General features: G+C 62.3%; 17 protein-coding genes. 8 read left to right on the top strand and 9 right to left on the bottom strand.

Going from position 1 to position 22,566, the window contains the following annotated elements; all coding sequences use genetic code 11:
* Positions 1–43 precede the first annotated feature (43 nt).
* The 8 genes from AB5Y93_RS10700 to AB5Y93_RS10665 form a co-directional block, all read right to left on the bottom strand.
* The gene (locus AB5Y93_RS10700) at positions 44–1,237 is read right to left on the bottom strand and encodes an MFS transporter (RefSeq protein ID WP_368229319.1); all 1,194 of its coding nucleotides are present in this window, start codon (positions 1,235–1,237) and stop codon (positions 44–46) included.
* 104 nt (positions 1,238–1,341) lie between these two features.
* Positions 1,342–2,247 (bottom strand): LysR family transcriptional regulator, encoded by a 906-nt coding sequence (locus AB5Y93_RS10695; protein WP_042882841.1) that lies wholly within the window; start codon positions 2,245–2,247, stop codon positions 1,342–1,344.
* Between the two features lie 208 nt (positions 2,248–2,455).
* The gene (locus AB5Y93_RS10690) at positions 2,456–4,372 is read right to left on the bottom strand and encodes a putative bifunctional diguanylate cyclase/phosphodiesterase (protein ID WP_368229318.1); all 1,917 of its coding nucleotides are present in this window, start codon (positions 4,370–4,372) and stop codon (positions 2,456–2,458) included.
* 1 nt (position 4,373) lies between these two features.
* A complete protein-coding gene (locus tag AB5Y93_RS10685; RefSeq protein WP_368229317.1) occupies positions 4,374–4,856 on the bottom strand; it encodes a molybdopterin-binding oxidoreductase in 483 nt (160 codons plus the stop codon).
* Between the two features lie 331 nt (positions 4,857–5,187).
* The gene (locus AB5Y93_RS10680; RefSeq protein WP_029314717.1) at positions 5,188–7,086 is read right to left on the bottom strand and encodes a DEAD/DEAH box helicase; all 1,899 of its coding nucleotides are present in this window, start codon (positions 7,084–7,086) and stop codon (positions 5,188–5,190) included.
* Positions 7,087–7,242: 156 nt separating this feature from the next.
* Positions 7,243–7,728, bottom strand: a complete 486-nt coding sequence (locus AB5Y93_RS10675) for a hotdog fold thioesterase (RefSeq protein WP_368229316.1) — start codon at positions 7,726–7,728, stop codon at positions 7,243–7,245.
* Positions 7,729–7,854: 126 nt separating this feature from the next.
* Positions 7,855–8,343: a hypothetical protein gene (locus AB5Y93_RS10670; protein WP_368229315.1), complete on the bottom strand. Its 489-nt coding sequence runs from the start codon at positions 8,341–8,343 to the stop codon at positions 7,855–7,857.
* Complete coding sequence (locus AB5Y93_RS10665; protein ID WP_368229314.1) at positions 8,343–11,399, bottom strand: FAD-binding and (Fe-S)-binding domain-containing protein; 3,057 nt, start codon at positions 11,397–11,399, stop codon at positions 8,343–8,345. The genes AB5Y93_RS10670 and AB5Y93_RS10665 overlap by 1 nt, the downstream gene beginning before the upstream one ends.
* A 169-nt stretch (positions 11,400–11,568) precedes the next feature.
* On the opposite strand from AB5Y93_RS10665, the gene AB5Y93_RS10660 reads away from it, so the two are divergent.
* From AB5Y93_RS10660 to AB5Y93_RS10640, 5 genes are all read left to right on the top strand, one after another.
* Positions 11,569–12,495 carry a cation diffusion facilitator family transporter gene (locus AB5Y93_RS10660; protein WP_010675108.1) on the top strand — a complete coding sequence of 309 codons (927 nt, stop codon included), beginning with the start codon at positions 11,569–11,571 and terminating at the stop codon, positions 12,493–12,495.
* A 397-nt stretch (positions 12,496–12,892) separates the two neighbouring features.
* Positions 12,893–13,408 carry a hypothetical protein gene (locus tag AB5Y93_RS10655; protein WP_368229313.1) on the top strand — a complete coding sequence of 172 codons (516 nt, stop codon included), beginning with the start codon at positions 12,893–12,895 and terminating at the stop codon, positions 13,406–13,408.
* 637 nt (positions 13,409–14,045) lie between these two features.
* Positions 14,046–15,587, top strand: a complete 1,542-nt coding sequence (locus tag AB5Y93_RS10650; protein WP_368229312.1) for a TerC family protein — start codon at positions 14,046–14,048, stop codon at positions 15,585–15,587.
* Positions 15,588–15,763: 176 nt separating this feature from the next.
* Entirely contained in the window at positions 15,764–16,873 is a 1,110-nt protein-coding gene (locus tag AB5Y93_RS10645; protein ID WP_202043535.1) for an alkene reductase, read from the top strand.
* Between the two features lie 139 nt (positions 16,874–17,012).
* Entirely contained in the window at positions 17,013–17,999 is a 987-nt protein-coding gene (locus tag AB5Y93_RS10640; protein ID WP_368229311.1) for a zinc-binding dehydrogenase, read from the top strand.
* A gap of 74 nt (positions 18,000–18,073) precedes the next feature.
* Here the strand turns inward: AB5Y93_RS10640 and AB5Y93_RS10635 are convergent, their stop codons facing one another.
* On the bottom strand, positions 18,074–19,093 hold the full coding sequence (locus AB5Y93_RS10635) for an adenosine deaminase (protein ID WP_368229310.1): 1,020 nt from the start codon (positions 19,091–19,093) through the stop codon (positions 18,074–18,076).
* A gap of 201 nt (positions 19,094–19,294) precedes the next feature.
* On the opposite strand from AB5Y93_RS10635, the gene AB5Y93_RS10630 reads away from it, so the two are divergent.
* The 3 genes from AB5Y93_RS10630 (at position 19,295) to asnB (ending at position 22,425) form a co-directional block, all read left to right on the top strand.
* Entirely contained in the window at positions 19,295–20,044 is a 750-nt protein-coding gene (locus AB5Y93_RS10630) for an HAD-IIA family hydrolase (protein ID WP_010675115.1), read from the top strand.
* A 141-nt stretch (positions 20,045–20,185) separates the two neighbouring features.
* On the top strand, positions 20,186–20,554 hold the full coding sequence (locus AB5Y93_RS10625) for a cupin domain-containing protein (RefSeq protein ID WP_368229309.1): 369 nt from the start codon (positions 20,186–20,188) through the stop codon (positions 20,552–20,554).
* Positions 20,555–20,760: 206 nt separating this feature from the next.
* Complete coding sequence (asnB, locus tag AB5Y93_RS10620) at positions 20,761–22,425, top strand: asparagine synthase B (protein ID WP_041213050.1); 1,665 nt, start codon at positions 20,761–20,763, stop codon at positions 22,423–22,425.
* The last annotated feature ends 141 nt before the right edge of the window (positions 22,426–22,566 follow it).

Raw genomic sequence — 22,566 nt, 5'->3', positions numbered from 1 at the left:
CAAAAGGCGACCCCGAGGTCGCCTTTCTTGTCTTGCACATGCCTCAGATGGCCGGTTGCAGTCCCCGCCTGCCGGCCAGGGCGCAGAGACAGGCCACCAGGGCCAACCCCATGCCGGCTGCTCCCACCCCGATCCAGTGTCCCTGTTGCCAGACCAGCATCCCCAGGCTGGAGCCGAGGGTTCCCCCCAGGAACATGCCGGTCATGAAGAGGGTATTGATGCGCCCCCTGGCATCAGGTCTCAGACCATAGATGCGCTGCTGATGGGCGATGAGTGCGCTCTGCACTCCGAGATCCAGCAAGATGACCCCGCACGCCAGCCCGACCAGAGAGAGCCACAGCTCGAAGCAGATCCAGGCAAGCACCACCAGCACGGCACCGGCCAATACCACTGGTCTGGCCCCCAACCGATCCGCCATCCGGCCTGCCAGAGGAGCCGCCACCACCCCAGCCACCCCGATGACGCCGAACAGACCCGCCATGTCGGCCCCCAACCCATAGGCAGGTTCGGCCAGGTAGAACGCCAGCACGGTCCAGAAGGCGCTGAAGGAGGCAAACAGCAAGGCCTGGGTCAGGGTCGCGCGGCGTAGGGCGGGCTCCTCGCGCCACAGACCGACCAGAGAATGAAGCAGACGGCCATAACCGAGGGGAGAGCGCGGCAATCCGGACGGTATCATCCTGGCCATCAGCAGGGCCCCCGACAGGGCCAGGGGAATGGCCAGCCAGAACATGGCGCGCCAACTGCCATAGGCGGTGACCAGGCCGGCGACGGTGCGGCTGAGCAGTATCCCGGCCAGCAGGCCGCTCATCACGCTGCCGACCACGGCACCACGGCGGGTGGGATCTGCCAGGGTCGCCGCCACCGGAACTATCTGCTGGGCCGCCGTGGCCCCGATGCCGAGCAGGACTGAGGCTAGCATCAAGGTGGTGGCACTCGCGGCCGTGGCCGCCAGCAGGGAAGCCAGCGCGATCAGTGCAAACTGCCCCGGAATGAGCCAGCGGCGCTCGACTACATCGCCAAGCGGCACCAGCAAAAGCAGACCCATGGCATAACCGAGCTGGGTCAGCATGGCGATCAATGGCATGCCCGAGTGCCCGGGAAAGTCCTGCGCCATCACCGCCAGCATGGGCTGGTTGTAGTAGATGTTGGCAACTGCCAGGCCGCATGACAGGGCCATGGCGAAGAGCAGGGAGGGGCCGGGGGTTGCGGCCCCTCCGGCAGAAGGCGATGTACTCATGATCTTCTCCTCGTGTTAGAAGGGCTCCCGCCAGGATACGGGCCCCATGCGCACAGCCTACCCGGGGAGCGTTGCCACCAGTAGAGCGGTGGGGACCATAACAGTTATTCCGCTGGCGTATGCCCCACGCCGGGCAGGCCGGTCACGAATGCCAGAAAGGCGCTCGCCTTGGCACCAGGCTGGCGACCTGCCGGGAGCAGGGTCCAGAGCTCCTGCATGGGCAGTTGCCACTCGGGCAGCACCGCCACCACCTCGCCGCGGGCAAGCTCGGGAGCAAACATCCACTCCGAGGCGATACCGAGCCCCAGTCCTGCCAGCACGGCTGCGCGCATGCCTTCGGCCGCCGAGACCGTCAGCCTGCCTTCTCCGGAAACCACTTTCTCTTCGACGCCGCGGCGAAATCGCCACTGCTGCCCCACTCCGGGCCGTGGACTGTAAAGCACCAGATCATGCTGTTGCAGAGCCTGAGGGGTCTCAGGCTCTCCTTTGGCGGCCAGATAGGCCGGCGTCGCCAACACCCGCATATCGCTTCGGGCGAGACAGCGGGCGACCAGCGACGAGTCGGCCTGTTTGCCGATCCGCAGAGCCACCTCGATGCCCGCCGAAATGAGATCCACATTGCCGTCATCCAGCAGGATCTCCAGATCCAGTCCCGGGTGAGCCGCCAGAAAACCGGCAAGATGGGGAATGATATGCAGGCGGGCGAAGGTGACGGGAGCGCTCACCCGCAGGCGTCCACTCAGCCCGGCCCGGCATTGCTGCACCATGGCATCAGCCTCGTTGACCTGGGCCAGGATCTCTCTCGCCCGCAGATAGTAGGCCTCTCCGGCCTCCGTGGGCGCCAGCCCCCGGGTCGAACGCAGCAACAGGCGGCTGCCAAGGTGCGCCTCAAGCTGGGCAATCAATCTGGAAACCGTGGGTTGCCCCATCCCCAGTCGGCGGGCCACCGCCGAAAACGAGCCGGTCTCCACCGCCAGCACGAACACCTCCATCACCCCCAAGCGATCCATTTATGGCTCCTCTGCCCTATGGCACTGTTCGTGGCACAAGGTAGCACCGGGCCTGCCCTCTCGCACCCTCGTTCTGGCAGGAGGCACAAGAAAACCGCGTAATGGGAGGTCCTGCCATGGGAGAAAGGTGTCGGGATGAAATATCAACCAGGAACAATCGAACAGAGGGACTCGAAGACAAGGCTACAGGGGCTCGATTGCCCCAAGGCTAGCCCAGTGCCACTTCCTGAATGGCGGCGCTGTGGGCGAAATAGCGGTGACAGAACTGCATGAACTCCGGCAGCGGCAAGGGACGCGAGTAGAAATAACCCTGGATCTCATCCACCCCTATGGTGAGCACCGCCTTGAGCTCATCGCTGTTTTCCACCCCTTCCGCCACGACGCGCACCCCCAACTGATGAGAGAGGGTGGTGATGGTTTCGACGAAGAGCGCCTGCCGGGTGTCACTGTCGATCGCGGTGATAAAGGATCTGTCGATCTTGAGCTTGTCGAAATAGAGTTCACGCAGGTAAGAGAACGAGGACCAGCCGGTTCCGAAGTCATCGAGGGCCACCCGCACCCCAATCTGGCGCAGGGAGTGAATGATCTGCTTGCTCAGGGCGATGTCATCAAGAGCAATGGTTTCGGTCAGCTCCACTATCAACTGGTGCAATCCCAACGGACCATCACCCATCTTCTCTTCAATCTCCCTGGCCAACCCCATGTTGAACATGGAGTTGGAGAGGTTGATGGAGATCTCGAGCGGTTCTAGTACCTCCTTCGGGAAGCCGGACAGGTCGATCTGCATGCGCCGGATGATCCAGCCCCCGAGCGCCTCGCCCAACCCGTTCTCTTCTGCCAGCGAGATGATGTCGAGGGGGGCAATAAAGCCATATTCCGGATGATGCCAGCGTATCAGCGCCTCCGCCCCCAGCCTCACCACACTCTGGCCGCGCACGATGGGCTGATAGTAAAGGGCCAGTTGCGGGCATTGCGGGCAGTGGATAAGCTCCCGCAGCTCGGTCGACAGCCGGCGTTTGCGCTGATAGTGCTGATACATGCTGCTGGAGAAGAGCACATTGCGATTCAGCCGCTTGCGCTTGGCGCTGTCGAGGGCGATATCGGCAAACAGCAGCATCTCTTCCGGTGAATGATCCGGTTTCACGTACTGGCTGGTGCCCATGAAGACCCGGACCCGGTGCGCCGGATCGGCGGCAAACACCAGATCCGCCAGCTCGCTGCGCAGTTGCTCCAGAAACGGGAAGCGCAGATAGGTGGGCATGGTGCCGGTGATGATGAGGGTGAACTCGTCACTGCCGGTACGGGCAACGAAGATCCCCTGGCCAGAGGCGGCCTTGATCCGCGCCGCAAGCCGTTTGAGCAAGGCGTCCCCCACTTCGTAACCCAGACTGTCATTGACCTCCCTGAAATGCCCCAGATCCATGAGGCAGACGGTGATGCTGCTGCGCCGACCGGGATGGCTGGTCCACTGCTGGAGGTGCTTGATGAGCGCCGCCCGGTTGGGGAGACGGGTGAGAGGGTCGTTCCACGCCAGAAAATGCTGGCGACGCACTTCGCGAAACAGCACCATCAACATCACCATGGTCGCCAGCATCAGAAATCCCAGGATGAAGAAGTTCTGGGTTTTCGACTCGTTGAGCAGCTCGCGCTGGGCGATGGCAGAGGGCCCGGTGAAGTTTTTCACCATCACGTCCCGCACCCCGCGCATCTCGTCATCGAGCGCGGCCGTGAACATCTTGAGTGCAGGGGAATTCGGCTCCCCTTGCACCACATCCTGCTCATAGCGTTCGAAGAGAGCGAGGATCTTGCCGACCGCCTTGTCCGCACCGAATCGGGCCCTGACCGACTTTGCCTCCTCCCCGTGCAGGAAGACATCGAGCCGGTTCCAGGCAATGTCAAAGCGCTTGTTCATCTCCTCCCGGCTGGCGGCACCGGCACGATAGAGCTGCAAGCCCTCCTCGAAGGCGTGGATCTCCAGCTCGAGCTGGGCCAGTGCCCAGGCGGAGAGCTGGGTGTAGCGCGTCACCGCATTGAACGCGCGGTCATAGTTCCAGACCGACCAGAGGGTCACCCCCAAAAAGGTGGTCACCATCAGGATCAGGCTCAAGAACTTGCCGCGCAGCATCTTATTTGCTCTCCAGCGCCGTCAGCTGCCACACCATCCGGCTGTGATAGAGCTCCTTGTTGAGTTCGGGATGGTCGGTGAGGGGATAAATGACCCAGAGCGGCCCCTTGTTGCGCAGGGTCAGAGCCTTGCCATCCTGTTTCTCGGCCACCAGCACCGGGTACTTCTCCCCGTCTTCCAGCGGCAGTGCGGCCCAGTATTCATTGACCGCGAGGGCCTTGACCTCCTGGCTCTTGAGACCGTAGATCCTGACCAGGTCCCGCAGCAACACCCCGTGATAGAGGTGCTCCCCCTCGGTCCAGGGCGTCCCCGTCTTAACCTCCGTCTGCGGCAAGGCCTCAAACTCGGCACGGGTCAGCACCACCTCCCCCTTGCCATTGCAGCACCCCGCCCCCGCAATTCTGAAGAAGGGCTCCTCCGCCAACACCATACCCGACACGAGCCATCCAGATATCAGCAACACCTTGCCAAGCCACTTGCCCATCACGCACCTCCCTGTCATACGGTTTATTTATTCATCTCACTCTGCTGACTCATATGCAAACAACAGAATGCACCTTCAGACCAAAGTCGCAGTCGTTTGCAACCAGCAACTATCTCTGCGCCTTCCAAAAGTACCCAATCGCTTCCCAAAGAATGACACCAGGCGCCACCCCCAGGCAAATGGATTGCACCATTTTTCTTTTCACTGGCTCCTCATAAAGCCAGGTGCCCACCATGGCCGGAAAAAGGTGACAATCTTCGCTACGCATCTGAAAAACAGACACAAAAAAGGCCGCTCCATGGAGCGGCCTTCTCATCAGTGCAGTCAGGGTTTAGCTGTCGCGGCGCTTGTTGCCACCGAATTTGCGACCCTTGTCGAAACCGCCTTCACGGCGATCCTTGTTGAAGGGACGGTCACCCTGGGGACGGCGATCCTTGTTGAAAGGACGGTCGCCACGGAACGGACGATCACCACGGGGCGGACGGGGAGCAGTGTTGCCACCGGCCGGCACTTCGGTGTAACGGGTGATCTGCAGCGGACGCTGGCAGACACGGGCCTTCTTGATCACTTCCAGCACCTCGGCGCTCATGCCCTTGGGCAGATCGACGGTGGAGAAGTCATCGGCGATGTCGATGTTGCCGATGAAGCGGCTCTCGATGTTCGCTTCGTTGGCGATGGCACCCACGATCTGGCCCGGCTTGACGCCGTGATGGGCGCCCACGTCGACACGGTAACGCTCCATCTCCACGTCCGGGTTGTCTTTCAGCGGACGCGGTTCGAGGGACGGCATGCGACGGGCCGGACGATCGCCACGGTCACCGAAGTCACGACCGCCACGGTCGTTGAACTCACGACGCTCGAAGCCACCGCGATCGTTGCCAGCGTTGAACACCGGATCCGGAATGGAGTCATCCAGCAGCAGCGGTTGATCGCCCTGTACCAGCTTGGCCAGTGCGGCAGCCAGCTCCAGCGGATCGGCAGAATCTTCTTCGATCAGCTCGTTCACCAGGTTGTGGTAGATCTCGAGCTCTTCACCCATCATGGTTTCGCGGATGCGCTCCTTGAACTTGGCCAGACGGTGCTGGTTGATGTCCTCGGTGCTCGGCATCTTCATCGGCTCGATGGCTTGACGAGTTGCGTGCTCGATGGCACGCAGCATGCGACGCTCGCGCGGCGCCACGAACAGGATGGCTTCACCCTTGCGACCGGCACGGCCGGTACGGCCGATACGGTGAACGTAGGATTCGGTGTCGTAGGGAATGTCGTAGTTCACTACGTGGGTGATGCGCTCAACGTCCAGACCGCGGGCGACCACGTCGGTGGCGATCAGGATGTCCAGCTGGCCCTGACGCAGCTTGTCAACGGTACGCTCACGCAGCTTCTGCGGGATGTCACCGTGCAGCGCTTCACAGGCGTGACCACGGGCAGCCAGCTTGCCTGCCAGCTCTTCGGCGGCGTTCTTGGTACGCACGAACACCAGCAGGGCTTCGTAGGATTCCACTTCCAGCAGACGGGTCATGGCGTCCAGCTTGTGCAGACCGGTCACCTGCCAGTAACGCTGGCGAATGGTGGTGGCGGTCGCGGTCTTGGAGGCGATCTTGATCTCTTTGGGCTGCTTCAGGTGCTTCTGGGCAACACGACGGATCTGCTCCGGCATGGTGGCAGAGAACAGGGCAACCTGACGACCGGCCGGGCACTGATCCATGATCCAGTCCACGTCGTCGATGAAGCCCATGCGCAGCATTTCGTCCGCTTCATCCAGCACCAGGGCTTTCAGACCGGAGAGGTCCAGGTTCTTGCGACGGATCAGGTCCATCACGCGGCCCGGGGTACCCACGACTACCTGGGCACCGCGACGCAGGGCGCGGGTCTGGGTTTCGTAGGAAGCGCCGCCGTAGATGGGCAGCACGTGGAAATCGGGCATGTGGTGGGCATAGCGTTGGCACGCCTCTGCCACCTGCAGGGCCAGCTCGCGGGTCGGGGCCAGCACCAGGATCTGAGTGTTGCGGTTACCAGCTTCCAGACGAGACAACAGAGGCAAGGCAAAAGCAGCGGTCTTCCCTGTACCGGTTTGTGCCTGCCCCAGCAGATCGTGTCCCGCCATCAGGTGGGGAATTGCTGCGGCCTGGATGGGAGACGGGCGCTCATAGCCCACGTCCTGCAGCGCTTTCAATACGGGCGCGGCCAGTCCAAGCTCACTAAAAAGGGGCAGTTGTTCGGTATCAGACATAGATTCTTCCAGATTAAGGCAGGCGGCTAACACCGCGGAATAGCAAAAAGGCGGCGATTATAGCGCCACTTTGTTCTGCTGTCTTGAAAAATGTGATAGGTGTCTCAAGACGTTGGCAATTATAGAGGGATCTCGCGACTATGGCTTGCTTATTTTTCACTCATGATGCGTTATTGCCGATCGCGCTTCGCCAGAGTCCTTGTCCCGCTTGTGCTTGAGCACCGCCATGGTCAATCGGCTGGTGCACAATAAACGACCACGTTCATCGTGAATCTCGATCTGCCACACCTGAGTCGTCGCCCCCAGATGCAGCGGCGCGCAGCGCCCCGTCACCACCCCTTCCCGCTTGGCCCGTAGGTGATTGGCATTGACCTCCAGCCCCACGCAATAACTCTCCTCCCCCACCGCCATGTTGGCCGCAAGCGATCCCAGCGTTTCCGCCAGCACCACGGAGGCGCCGCCGTGCAGCATGCCGAGTGGTTGATGGGTGCGGTGATCCACCGGCATGGTGGCCTCCAGCCAGTCGGGGCCAAAGGCGCTGTAGACGATGTCGAGGTGGGCCATCAGGGTGTTGCGGGAGCTGGCGTTGAGCCCCTCCAGGCTCATGGGTTTGCGCCAGATGGGGCTGCTTTCTTGACTCATGGTGAGCGGACTCCTTGCGTGATCAACGGGTTATCGCTGCGCTGTAGCGGCAAACCAGCAGTGTCGGCGAAAAGGGCACAAAAAAAAAGAAGCCCACGCCGGGGCATCTTGCATCGAGGTTGACCCTCACCAGGGATAGGTCACCCCTGGCCACTCAGCCCAGGGGCCGTCCCGCCCCGGCAGACGCGGCTCGGACCAGCGCCATACCTTGCCGAGCCAGGCGCGCAGTTCGGCTTCGAGTTCGCTGTCAGTGAGCGGCGCCTCGGCCACCTTCCAGAAGAAGAGCTCCACCTGCACCTCCGGCAGTACCGACGGATAGAGGTAGACACCGCCCCAGAAGCGGGGCTCCCTGTCCGGGCTCCAGAGGCCATAGGCAAAGGAGCGCTTGGCCAGAAACTCGGAGTGCTGCCACTCCAAGTCGGCCTCGTGCTGACTCAGGCTGAAATGGGCGGAGGGCCACACATCATCCGGGCGAAACAGCTGATGGAGCTGATCCCGCTCACGCAGGATGGCGACAAACTCCACCACGGCCTGGGACGGCGTGGTGGGGAGCAACAGAAAATGCGGGTGCCGATAGGCCTTTGGCACCCGGAATCCCTTGGGAAAGTGGAGCATCAGAGCATTTCCAGCAGGGCCTGCAGCGGATGCTTGAGCTTCTCCCCCTCCATCCGCTTGACCTGGCTGCGGCACGAATATCCGGTGGCCAGGCAGCGAGCCTTGGGCAGGCGTTCAAGAGGCTCGGCCCAACTCAGACCGTAGATCCCCTTGGAGTTCTCCACCTGTTTGGCGTCGTGACCATAGGTGCCCGCCATGCCGCAGCAACCCACCGACACCGGCTGCAAACGTGCACCGAAGCGACCAAACAGGGTGCTCCAGTCACCGTGGGTGGTGGGCTTGGCGGTCTTCTCGGTGCAGTGGGCAAACAGATACCAGGGGTCGGCGGCAGCCTCTTCCCGCAGCGGCAGCGCCTCGGCAGGCAGGGAGAGCAGCCACTCCTGGGGCAGCAGCACCTGGAAATCACCGCGGGCGGGGCCGAGCGCCTTCACGTACTCGTCCCGGTAGCAGAGCACCAGAGAGGGGTCCACCCCCACCATGGGGATGCCGAGGGCCGCCACCTTGTTGAGGAACTGGGCGCTGCTGGCAGCAGTGCGGGCGAAGGCGCGCAGGAATCCCTTCACGTGCTGAGGCTTGCCGTTGGGTTTGAACGGCAGCAGGTAGGGCTGATAGCCCAGCTTGCTGGCCAGCTTCACCAGGTCACGCACCACGGGGGCGTCGTAGTAGCTGGTGAAGGGATCCTGCACGATGAGCACCACTTTTTGGCGCTGCTCGGGGTTCATGGCCTCGAGGCCCGGCAGATCGAAATAGCGGGCGCGGTGATCCCGCAGCTCCTCGGCCAGGGTCGGCACGGAGAGCAGCGGCACATCCACCATGCCGATGCTCTTCTCGGTCGCCTTCTGGGCCCACTCTTTTTCGAGGAAGAAGTTGACCAGCTTGGGGGCCTTGGCCAGCAGGGGCGCATAGCTTTCTACCGTGCCCACGAAGTAATCCTTGGGGCCGCGCAGATATCGGCTGTGATAGAGCTGCATGAAGCGGGCGCGGAAGGTGGGCACATCCACCTTGATGGGGCACTGGCTGGTGCATGCCTTGCACGCAAGGCACCCCTCCATCGCCTCCATCACCTCGTGGGAGAAGTCATACTCGCCCCGGGCGCGGGCCACCGTATTGCGGAACTTGTCGACGATCTGCTTGAAGCGCAGACCCCCGCTTTGCAGCGCCACCTCTTCGGCAAGGGGATCGAAGCCCTGCTCCGACAACTGGCGCAGCCATTCACGCATCAGGCCAGCCCGCCCCTTGGGGGAGTGACGGCGGTCGCGGCTGATCTTGACCGAGGGGCACATGGGGGAGTCGGTCTCGAAGGTGAAACACAGACCGTTGCCGTTGCAATCCAGCGCCCGTGTATAGCTCTCGCGCACGGCAATCGGGATCTGGCGGTCGAACTTGCCGCGCTTGGGCCCGTCCACCGAGACAAGCGAAGCGCCGCTGCCATAAGGCATGCAGATCTTGCCCGGGTTGATGCGGTTGGCCGGATCGAACACCCCCTTGACCCGTTGCAGCTCTTCCCACAGCTCGCCGAAGAAGGCGGGGCTGTATTCGGAGCGAAAGCCCTTGCCGTGCTCCCCCCACATCAGGCCGCCGTATTTGGCAGTGAGCGCCACCACCTGATCGGAGATACGCCGCAGCAGCACCTCCTGCTCGGGATCGCACAAGTCCAGCGCCGGGCGCACGTGCAGCACCCCGGCATCGACATGGCCGAACATGCCGTAGTCAAGGCCGTGAGCGTCCAGCAGGGCGCGAAACTCCATGATGAAGTCCGCCAGGGATTCCGGCGGCACGGCGGTGTCTTCGGTGAAGGCCACCGGCTTCTTGCGCCCCTCGGCGTTGCCGAGCAGCCCCACCGACTTCTTGCGCATGCCATAGATGGTCTCGATGCTCGGCAGGTGGTCGCACACCTGATAGCCAATGACCCCCGCCTCCCCCCTGGCCAGCAGGGCGTCGATGCGCCGGCACAGCTCCTCCACCTTGGCCTTGTGCGCATCCTCGTCGGTGTCAGCAAACTCGACGATGTTGAGCCCCTGCAGATCCTTGCCCGGCACATCCTGGATGAGATCCTTCACCGAGTGCCAGATGATGTCGGCGCGGGCCAGTCCCAGCACCCGGGAGTCCACCGTCTCCACCGACAGGGCGTGGGCCTGTACCATAAAGGGGGCATTTCTGAGCGCGGAGGGGAAGCTGTCGTACTTGACGTTGACCAAGGTGCGGTAGCGCGGGATGGGGGTGATGTTGAGGCGGGCTTCGATGATGAAGCCCAAGGAGCCTTCCGAGCCGCACAGCACCCGGCTCACATCCAGAGTGTCGGTATCGGGCTGATAGAGGTGCTTGAGATCGTAACCGGTCAGAAAGCGGTTGAGCTTGGGGAAGGTGGCTTCGATGTCGGCGCGCCGCTCGCGGCCGATGCGATAGAGGGTGCGATAGATCTCCCCTTCACGGGTCTCGAGGGCCAGCTTGTCCGCCAGACGCTCGCCGGTCACCGGCTCGGTGGCCATGAGATCGCCGTTTTCCAGCACGGCCTTGAGGCCGAGCACGTGATCCGAGGTCTTGCCGTACACCAGCGACCCCTGCCCCGAGGCATCGGTGTTGACCATGCCCCCCAAAGTGGCCCGGTTGGAGGTGGAGAGATCCGGCGAGAAGAAGTAGCCGTGGGGCTTCAAATAGGCGTTGAGCTGGTCTTTGACCACCCCGGCTTGGGCCCGCACCCAGCCCTCTTCCAGATTAATTTCCATGATCTGGTTCATATGGCGCGAGAGATCGACGATAATGCCGCCGCCCAAGGATTGGCCATTGGTGCCGGTACCGCCGCCGCGAGGGAAGAAACTCAAGGTTGCGTACTCGGGCCCCTGGGCCAGCTTGAGCATCACCGCTATGTCATCCGCGCTGCGCGGATAGAGAACCGCCTGAGGTACTACCTGATAGACGCTGTTATCCGTCGCCATCGCCAACCGGCTTGCATAAGACTTTTCGATATCACCACGAAATGCTGATCGCGCCAGCAACTCAAGAAACTGCAGGGTTGTAGGTGACAAACTGTCCTGGTAATCGAGTCTCGGGATCATGAATCCTTGTTCCCATCCTTTGCTTGATGCCGGCATTCCGGCGACAACGACCGTTCGGGCCTGCCTCTTTGCGGGTGTCCGAACCAGTCCGCTCACATGTGAGCGGGCAGTATATCAGCTAGAAAACCGCTTGCGCGCGCAATCTTCACCATTTGAAAGGAGGACTTTTATGGCTCACTACAGCCATGTTATCAGTACGCTTATTCGCACCGAAAAACAGGCGCTGACCCTGTCGCTGTTTGGTTGCATCACCTTTGCCATTTTCGGGATCGGCTATGGTCTGTTCGTCGGTTCCAACGCCATCATGCTGGACGGCATCTTCACCCTGTTCAGCATGGGCATGACGGGCCTTGGGCTCATCACCGCCTACCTGGTTACCCGCCCCTCCGACGCCCGTTTCCAATACGGCTACGCCCACTTCGAACCCATCGCCAACGTCATCAACGGCGCCATCATTCTGCTGCTCTGCCTCGGTGCCCTCTATGGCGGCATCACCTCCCTGCTGGCGGGCGGACGGGAGATCGATCTCGGCCACGCCCTCATCTATGCCGTCGTCTCCACCTTCTTCTGCAGCATCCTCTATCTCATCGAGGCCGACGTGGCCGAGCGGGTCAACTCCGAGCTGGTGCGGGTGGACTCCAAGGAGTGGCTGGTGGATACCCTGCTCAGCGCCACCCTGCTCATCGGCTTTCTGGTCGCCATCGGGCTCGATACCCTGGGTTACGGCCACTACAACCGCTACATAGACCCCATGCTGGTCTCCCTGCTGGCCCTGTGCGCCACCCTCATACCCATCAAGGTGCTCGGTCGCAACCTGCGGGAGGTGCTGAAGATCGCCCCCAAGGGAGAGGTCAAGCAGCGAGTCGAACACGAGATCGAGGCCCTGCGCCAGCGCCATGGCATCGAATGCTACAGCCACCTGGCGAAAAGCGGCCGCCGCTTCGATCTCGAGCTCAACATCCTGGTGGCCCCCGGCCAGGAGTGGCCCGTCGAGCGCCAGGATGCCCTGCGCCAGGAGCTCTGGTCCCGCCTCGGCGACACCCTGGGAGACGCCTGGCTGTCGGTCTGCTTCACCCGCGAGAAACGCTGGCTCTGACCCGGACTGCACGCTGAATGACGCGCGGGGCTGCACAGCCCCGCGCGATGACTCATCCGGGATCCCCACTCCGGCGTTGGTTGTTCTGCACTTTTCTCCTGTGTCTCTCGCGTCTCCCCGTGTTCTGCCCTCTGCGGGTGTGCTCAACGGGCCTCTGGTCCCACGACATCCACCCGTGTTCCTCCCCCGCCAAAAACAAAAACGTTTGCCACCCCTGTTGGATCAAGGTTTATTTTCATCCCATACCAAACAAATAAAAATTCGTTGCTAAAAGAAAGTGTCACCGCTATTTATTTGTGTGCAGGGAGGCGGTGATTGAATGCCAAAGAGGGAGTTGTTATTAACCGGAAAAATAAAATAACAAACATCGTATCATTATACAGTTGAGGCAATATCCATGAAAAACACAGTCATTGCTGTCATGACGCTGATCATGACCGGTGCGGCACAAGCTGCCATTCCCCAGTTGAATTATGAGTGCCCGGGGCAGATCCAGTTTCACAGCGATGAAGGGGGCCCCGTCTATATCAACGGCCAAGAGGCCAAGGTCAAGGAGTACGGTGAGGACTTCTTCGAGGTGAAGGGGTCAGGAGTCATTCTCTCCATCAGCAACATCAACGGGAAATACGACGTCTCTTACAACAGCAAGAATGGCTCCGGCGTCTGTCATCCCGTCTCCACCGCAGCCCCTGCTGCTGCGACTTCCCACAAGGCCAGTCCCGCCGAGAAAGCCTGTCTCAAGGCGGTCTCCGACAAGACAGACGTGGCACAGCAGCAGCTCCAGGTGATCGACGTGATGAACTCGGAAGCCGGGGTTGGCGTCACCATCAAGGTGCCGGGTGCCGATGCCCCCTGGTCCTGTCTAAGCGACAAGAAGGGGCATGTTCAGGGCGCGGCCTATACCGGCAATTGACCTGACGACCAGGGTTAACGTCCCCTGAAACAACCCGTGTGAGCGCAAACGAGGAGGCCTGGGCCTCCTTGCTTTTTATACGCAGAATATATGATTCATGCGAATTAGTTGGTGGCGAACAAGTTAAATTTAGAATAACAACTCCATATCAAACACCATAACTCCCTCTATTCCTTCTTTCTCCCATGACACCGCCGCAATATTCCCCCTGAAACAAATTATTACAAAAACAATGGATATATATGAGCCTGATGAATCCGGTTGTTGGTATCAGATCGTTTATTTTCCTTGTTCAGCACCTATGTTTGTGGTCGTGTCAATGTGTCGCTCTTTTATCTCCAGTCAAACTTAGCTTCGCATCAATGTCCCTTTCCCTTGCCTCTCCCGTCGGCAATCCCCTCGTCGCGTCCCCCTGACAGCCCCCTTGCCAAATGGCGGCGAGTCGTTATCATCAGGGCTCACTTTTGACCCGAGGTTTTATTGCCCATCATGGACAATCCCCGAAGTAGCCCTTCGTCTTTTCCCATCAAAGCCTATCTGTACCTGCTCAACCAACGCCTCTGAAGCGATCGTCTCCGTCACCACGGCCACGCCGTGACCACGATTCACTGCATCTGTCTTCATTGAGGTCAATCACATGGAATTCTTGCTGGACCCGTCAATCTGGGTCGGTCTGCTTACCCTGATCATCCTGGAAATCGTTCTCGGGATCGACAACCTAGTCTTCATCGCCATCCTGGTGAAAAAACTGCCCCCCGCCCAGCGGGACAAGGCGCGCATCATCGGTCTCTCCCTGGCCCTGCTGATGCGCCTGGGACTGCTCACCATCATGTCATGGCTGGTCACCCTCACGGCTCCTCTGCTGCACATCTGGGATCACCCCTTCTCCGGTCGGGATCTCATCCTGATGGGAGGCGGCCTCTTCCTGCTGTTCAAGGCGACCTCCGAGCTGCATGAGCGGCTCGAGGCCAAGCCCGAGGAGCAAGGCGGCACCGGCGTCTATGCCGGGTTCGGGGTGGTGATCGCCCAGATCCTGGTGCTGGATGCGGTCTTCTCCCTGGACTCCATCATCACCGCCGTCGGCATGGTGGATCACCTCGGCGTCATGATGGCGGCCGTGACCATCGCCATGTTGGTGATGGTGCTCGCCTCCAAGCCCCTGACCCGCTTCGTCAACGCCCACCCCACTGTGGTGGTGCTCTGCCTGAGCTTCCTCTTGATGATCGGCTTCAGCCTGGTGGCGGAGGGCTTCGGCTTCCACATTCCGAAGGGCTACCTGTACGCGGCCATCGGCTTCTCGGTGCTCATCGAGTTCTTCAACCAGCTCGCCCAGCGCAGTGCCCTGCGCCATGAGGCGCGCCAGCCCCTGCGCGAGCGCACCACCGCCGCCATCTTCAAGCTGATGGGGGGGAACAAACGCTCAGCCCACCCGCAGGAGGACGAAGAAGAGGTGCAGGCTCAGCCCCTGCCCCCCGGTTTCGGTGAAGAGGAGCGTTACATGGTGAGCGGCGTGCTGTCGCTGGCCGAGCGTTCCATTCGCACCATCATGACCCCGCGTTCCGAGATGGAGTGGATCGACGTGAGCGACAGCGAGGACGAGATCCGCGCCCTGCTGCAACGGGCCCCCCACAGCCTGTTCCCGGTCTGTGACGGGGAGCTGGACGAGATCATCGGGGTGGTCAAGGCTCGGGATCTGCTGTTTGCCCTCAACGAGGGGCAATCCCTGGCAGCCCTTGCCAGACAGAACGAGCCCGTCATCGTGCCCCAGACCATCAACGTGATCCGGCTGCTGGCGGAGCTACGCCAGGCCAGGGGCAGCCTCATTCTGGTGGCGGACGAGTTTGGCGTCATCCAGGGGCTGGTCACCAACCACGATCTGCTGGAGGCCATCGTCGGCGAACTGCCGGACGAGGACGAGACCCCCGATGTGGTGCGCGAGGGCGAGCACTGGCTCATCCACGGCACCACCAACATCCACCAGGTGGAGCAAGCCCTGAACTGCGACGGTCTGGTGAGCGAGAGCGACGAGTACGTGACCCTGGCGGGCATGTTGCTCTCCCACTTCGGCAGCCTGCCCGACGTCGGTCAGCAGTTGCACCTCGGACAGTTCCGCTTCGAGGTCATGGCCGTGAGCGAGCGGCGCATCGAGCGAGTGCGGGTCACCCCACTCTCCCCCTGATCATCGGCGGCAATCACAGCAAGAGAGGGCCCTTGGCCCTCTTTTTTCTGGCGCGAGCCCGGCCCCTCCCGGGCCATTGCTGCGATAACGGCAATTCTCTTCTGCAATACCCCCTCTTTTTCACAATAACAATCCCCTCTAAAGTCACCTCACTCCCAAAGATTGAGGAATCCATCATGCACCACGATCCCCTGTTCTGCCCCCTTCGCCTCGGCCAGCTGCACCTTGTCAACCGCATCGTCATGCCCCCCATGACCCGCTCCCGCGCCAGCCAGCCCGGGGACGTGGCCAACGCCATGATGGCGACCTACTACGCCCAGCGTGCCGGGGCCGGCCTCATCATCAGCGAAGGCACCCAGATAGATCCCCTGGGCAAGGGCTACGCCTGGACACCGGGCATCCACAGCGCCGAGCAGGTGGCAGGCTGGAAGCAGGTAACAGACGCGGTCCACGCCGAGGGGGGCATCATGTTCGCCCAGCTCTGGCACGTGGGCCGGGTCACCCATCCTGACAACATCGGCGGCGCCCAGCCCCTCTCCTCCTCCGCCATCCAGGCCAAGGGAGTGAAGGTGTTCGTCGACAACGGCAGCGATGCCCCGGGGTTTGTGGAGACCGTCACCCCGCGCGCCATGACCCAGGCCGACATCGACGCCGTGGTGGGGCAGTTTCGCCGGGCCGCCCGCAACGCCATGGAAGCGGGCTTTGACGGCATCGAGTTGCACGCCGCCAACGGCTACCTCATCAACCAGTTCCTCGACTCCGAGTCCAATACCCGCACCGACGGCTATGGCGGTTCGCTCGAAAACCGGCTGCGTTTCCTCAAAGAGGTGACCGAAGCGGTCTGTGACGAGATCGGTCCCGACCGGGTCGGGGTACGCCTTGCGCCACTCACCACCCTCAACGGCACCGTGGATGCCAACCCCCAGGAGACCTATCTGGCCGCCGCGCGCCTGCTGGGCCAGCTCGGCGTGGTCTATCTGCACGTCGCCGAAGCGGACTGGGACGACGCCCCCCTGATGGCGGAGAGCTTCAAGCAGGGGCTGCGCGACGCCTTCCCCAACACCCTCATCTACGCCGGCAAGTACGATGGGGAACGCGCCCGCGCCGCCATCGAGGCGGGCTGGGCCGACATGATTGGCTTCGGTCGCCCCTTCGTGGCCAACCCCGACTTGCCGAACCGCCTGCGCCACGGCCATCCGTTCGCCCCCCATGATCCCGCCACCCTGTTTGGCGGCGGCGAGAAAGGGCTGACCGACTACCCCGTCTATGGGGCAGAGCGGGCATAAGGCGGCTGGCGCAGAACCTCTTCCCGGGCGGGCCTCACCAGCGTGGGGTCCGCCTTGTTGTCTTGCCAGTGCAACAACAACCCAAGACATTGTTACGCCATGTAATTCAATCTGCGCCCCTCTCTTTCAAGGAGTCACCATGAACCATACCCAGGCCTGGTGCTGGTACGCCCCCGGCGAACCGGACCAGCTCACCCTCACCCGGCAAGCGCTCCCCACCCCCGGCCCCGACGAGGTCCTCGTCGCCAACCGGATCATCGCCTTCAATCCGGTGGACTGGAAACTCATCGAACAGGGTCATCCCCACTGGCAGCCAGGCCATGTGCCCGGCGTCGATGGCATGGGCACCCTGGTGGCGCTGGGGGCCAACGTCACCCACCTGCGCCCCGGCACCCGGGTCGCCTATCACACCGACCTGCGCCACAGCGGCAGCTTTGCCCGCCACACCCTGGTGCCGGCTCGCGCCCTGATGCCGGTGCCCGCTGCCCTGAGCGACGAGGCGGCCGCCGCGCTCCCCTGCCCCGGCCTCACCGCCTGGCAGGCGCTGGCCAAGCTGCCTCACCTGCACGGGGAGGCCCTGCTCATCTCGGGGGCTGGCAGCAGTGTCGGCCGCTTCGCGGTGCAACTTGCCCTTAAGCAGGGGGCCCGCGTCTTTGCCAGCGCCAGCCCGCGCCACCACCAGTGGCTCAAACAGCTAGGCGTGCAGGGGGTGGCGGACTATCGGGATCCCGACTGGCTGGCCCAGTTGCAGGCCGCCAACGGCGGTGAACCCTTCGAGGGGATCATCGATCTGGTCTCCAGCCAGCAGGCAGAAGCCTTGCTGCCTGCCCTTGGCTATTACGGCCACATGGTGACGGTGCTCGGGCGCATCGCGCGCAACCCGCTGCCCGCCTTTAGCCATTGCCATTCGTTGCACGAGATTGCCCTCGGCGCCCAGCACGCCTTTGGCTCGGACAAACAGTGGAGCCGTCTGGTGGCGGCCGGTGTCGCCATGATGGCGCAGATGGCGAGCGGCGAGCTGACCCTGCCGCCGCTAGTGGTGGGCGACTTCGACGCCCTGCCCGCCCTGCTCACCCGCGTCAAGCAGGAGGGACAAGGGGAAAAGTATCTGGTGAGGGTGGGTTGATACCCGCCTAACGATGGCACAAAGAGGCCCGCCATGGCGGGCCTCCTCCATTCAAGGTGTGCAAGGCGACCTGCTCAGTGCAGGCTCACCCCGTGCAGGGCGGCATGGAGGCGAATGTCCCGGGTCAGACGCACCTTGTCCGCGAGGCTCAGCCAGCTCGCCTCCACGGCATTGAGACTGAGGCGGCACAGCTGCTCCTGGCTGGCGCCAAGCCCGTCGGCCAGGGCCTGAAAGTTGGCCCCCAGGTATCCCCCGAAATAGGCGGGATCGTCGGAGTTCACGGTGACGCAGAGCCCCTGCTCCAGCAGCCTCAGCACATTGTGGTGGGCCATCTGGTCAAACACCCTGAGCCGCACGTTGGAGAGGGGGCAGACGGTGAGGGGCAGCCGTGTGTCGGCCAGGTAGCTCAGCAGCGCGGGATCCTCGACGCAGCGCACCCCGTGATCGATGCGTTGCACCCCGAGCTCCCGGATCGCCTGCCAGATGTAGTCCGCAGGTCCCTCCTCCCCCGCATGGGCCACCACCGGCAGCCCCAGTTCCCTGGCCCGGGCAAAGACCCGGGCAAACTTGACGGGGGGATTGCCCTGCTCCCCCGAATCGAGGCCGACCCCGTGCAGGCGCGCCAGGTGCGGAGCGGCCTCTGCCAGGGTGGCGAATGCCGCCTCTTCACTCAGGTGGCGCAGGAAGCTCATGATAAGCCGCCAGCTGATGCCAAAGGCTGCTTCCCCAGCCTGTAGCGCCCGCTCGATGCCCCCCAGCACGGTGGCAAAGGGCACGCCGCGGGCGGTGTGGGTCTGGGGGTCGAAAAAGATCTCCACGTGCACCACGTGATCGGCAACGCAGCGCTCGAGATAGGCCCAGGTGAGGTCGAAGAAATCCTGTTCGTGGATGAGCACGCTGGCACCGAGGTAGTAGAGATCGAGGAAGGATTGCAGGCCGTCGAACTCATAGGCGGCGCGCAGGCTGCCAACATCGGGCCAGGGCAGCGCCACCCCGTTGCGCTGACCGAGGGCGAACATCAGCTCGGGTTCGAGGGTCCCCTCGATATGCAGGTGCAGTTCCAGCTTGGGCAAGCCGGCAATAAAGTGCTCCATGATGACGGCTCCATCGTCAGACTCCGTGCGGACACCACCGGGGCGGCGCCCTCCCTTCGCCTTCATTGTGCACCCATCTGGCCCGCCGGAGGAGACTTGTCATCAAAGGGCCTTATAATGGCGGCACAAAAACCATAACCGATTGAAGAGACGAACAGAGGGATGCCCTGTCCCCGCTCTTGCGCCCTACAAGGAGAATTCATGAAGAAAAACGTCATCTGTGACATTGACGGCGTCATCCTGCACAACAACGATCTCATTCCCGGCGCCGACCGCTTCGTCCACCGCCTTCTGGAGCAGGGCAGCAAGCTCCTGTTCCTCACCAACTACCCGGCCCAGACCCAGAAAGATCTGCAAAACCGCTTCCGCTCCGCCGGAATAGAGGTACCCGAGGAGTGCTTCTACACCTCCGCCATGGGCACCGCCGACTTTCTCAAGCGCCAGGATGGCAAGAAGGCCTATGTGATTGGCGAAGGGGCCCTGACCCACGAGCTCTATAAAGCCGGCTTCACCATCACCGACATCGACCCGGACTTCGTGGTGGTGGGGGAGACCCGCAACTACAACTGGACCATGATGCAGCAGGGCGCCAAGTTCGTGGATCAGGGGGCCCGCTTCATCGCCACCAACCCGGATACCCACGGCCCCCTGATGTACCCGGCCTGCGGCGCCCTGTGTGCCCCCATCGAGCGGATGACCGGCAAGAAGCCCTTCTATGTCGGCAAGCCGAGCGCCTGGATCATTCGCGCGGCCCTCAACCGGATGGAGGCCCACTCCGACGACACCATCATCATCGGCGACAACCTGCGCACCGACATCCTGGCAGGCTTCCAGGCCGGTCTCGAGACGGTGCTGGTGCTCTCCGGGGTGAGCAAGGTGGCGGACATAGACCGCATGCCGTTCAGGCCGAACCACATCTTCGACTCCGTGGTGGACATCGACATCGTCTGATCCCGGGTGCCGCCCTTCCGGTAGCCTTCAGCCTGCACGGGCCCCCTTGGCAAAGGGGGCCCGTTTCGTTTAACGTAAGCGCAACATCGTTAAACAAACTAAACGGGAGCAGGATGCTCCTTCGCCACTCAAGGACGCACCATGAAGAGCCTGAACGACTGGATCCTGCTGGACAAACACACTGTCTCCCCCACCCCGCTGATGCCGGCCCCCGAACGCATCAAGGCCGGGACGCCGAGCCAGACGGCATGGAACCACTACTCCGACCCGAGCCAGCAGTTTCACGTGGGCTTCTGGGCTTGCGAGCCGGGCTGCTGGGCCGTTCACTATACCGAACACGAATACTGCCAGATGCTGGAAGGGGAGGCGGTGATCCACGACGATCAGGGCGGCCGGCTGCACCTCAAAGCTGGGGATCAGTTCGTCATTCCCGCCGGTTTTGTCGGGCAGTGGGAGACCCTCACCCCTTGCCGCAAGCTCTATGTGATCTTCGAACCCGCCGCGACTTGACGCGCACGTCAACCCTGACCTTCTCTCTTCAGGCGGCCGGACGGCCGCCATTCCCTGGCGCAACTTGACGCTTACGGCATGATTTTCTGCGGTTTTCCCGCTTGCAAAAGGGTTTTCCGCTAGGCATTGTGATTGGCGAGGAATGTAAATGGAATTTCGAGCCCAAACGTGGGGGGCTCATATAAAAATCAAGAGGATTACCGCCAATGTGTTCTATTTTCGGCATTCTGGACATCAAGACCGACGCCACTGCCCTGCGCAAATCGGCCCTGGAGATGTCCAAGCGACTGCGTCACCGCGGGCCTGACTGGTCCGGCGTCTACAGCTCCGACAAGGCCATCCTGGTGCACGAGCGCCTGGCCATCGTCGATCCGGGCAACGGCGCACAGCCTCTCTACAACCCCGAGCGCACGCACGTATTGGCCGTCAACGGCGAGATCTACAACCACAAGGAGCTGGAGAAGAACCTCAAGGTCGACTTCCAGTTCCAGACCCACTCCGACTGTGAAGTGCTGCTGGCCCTCTACAAGGAGAAGGGCCCGGCGTTCCTGGACGATCTGAACGGCATCTTCGCCTTCATCCTCTATGACGCCGAGCAGGATGCCTACCTGATTGGTCGCGACCACATGGGGATCATCCCCCTCTATACCGGCCGCGACGAACACGGCAACTTCTATGTCGCCTCCGAGATGAAGGCCCTGGTGCCGGTCTGCAAGAGCGTCGAAACCTTCCCGCCGGGACACTACCTGTGGAGCAAGGATGGCGAGCTTAAAACTTGGTACAAACGGGACTGGATGGAATACGCGCCGGTCGAGCACAACGTCAGCGACAAGGCCGAGCTCAAAGCGGCTCTGGAAGCGGCGGTCAAGCGCCAGCTGATGTGCGACGTGCCCTATGGCGTGCTGCTCTCCGGTGGTCTGGATTCGTCCGTCATCTCCGCCATCACCAAGCTCTATGCCGCCCGACGGGTGGAAGACGATGGCAAGAGCGAAGCCTGGTGGCCCCAGCTGCACTCCTTCGCCGTCGGCCTGGAAGGGTCGCCGGATCTCGCCGCCGCCCGCAAGGTGGCCGATCACCTGGGCACCATCCACCACCAGATCCACTTCACAGTGCAGGAAGGACTGGATGCCCTGCGGGACGTCATCTATCACCTCGAGACCTATGACGTCACCACCATCCGCGCCTCCACGCCCATGTATCTGATGGCCCGCTACATCAAGGCGATGGGCATCAAGATGGTGCTGTCGGGAGAGGGCTCCGACGAGCTGTTCGGCGGCTACCTCTACTTCCACAAGGCCCCCAACGCCCGTGAGTTCCACGAGGAGAACGTACGCAAGCTCGCCTCCCTGCACCTCTATGACTGCCTGCGGGCCAACAAGTCCATGGCCGCCTGGGGCGTGGAAGGCCGCGTGCCCTTCCTCGACAAGGAGTTCATGGACGTGGCGATGCGCCTCAATCCCGCCGACAAGATGTGCGGCAAGGGCAAGATCGAGAAGCACATCCTGCGGGAAGCCTTCGAGGATCTGCTGCCCCACGAAGTGGCGTGGCGTCAGAAGGAGCAGTTCTCCGACGGTGTGGGCTACTCCTGGATTGACAGCCTGAAAGCCATGGTCGAGGAAGAGGTGACGGATCAGATGTTCGAGGCCGCGGCCTTCCGCTTCCCCGTCAATACCCCGCTCACCAAGGAGGCGTACTACTACCGCGCCATCTTTGACGAGCACTTCCCGCTGGAGTCCGCCGCCCGCACCGTGCCTTACGGCAAGTCGGTCGCCTGCTCCACCCCGACCGCGCTGGAATGGGATGCCAAGTTCAAGGAGATGGCCGACCCCTCCGGTCGCGCCGTGATGGACGTCCACCAGCAGGGTTACTGATCGCCCCTGACCTGAATACAAAGCCCCTTTCGAGGGGCTTTGTTGTTTTCTGCCATTCCATTGCCGCTTTTTGCCTTCCCCTTCCCTGCTTGCGGCTTGGCGCAGGAAACGCCCCGTGTCACATTGTCTGCGCCTGGAAGC

This window comes from Aeromonas sp. R10-1, from assembly GCF_040908465.1.
GTDB classification, from domain to species: Bacteria; Pseudomonadota; Gammaproteobacteria; order Enterobacterales; family Aeromonadaceae; genus Aeromonas; species Aeromonas caviae.
The sequence above is the reverse complement of the archived record's forward strand: the minus strand, read 5'-3'. Positions and strand labels throughout refer to the sequence as shown.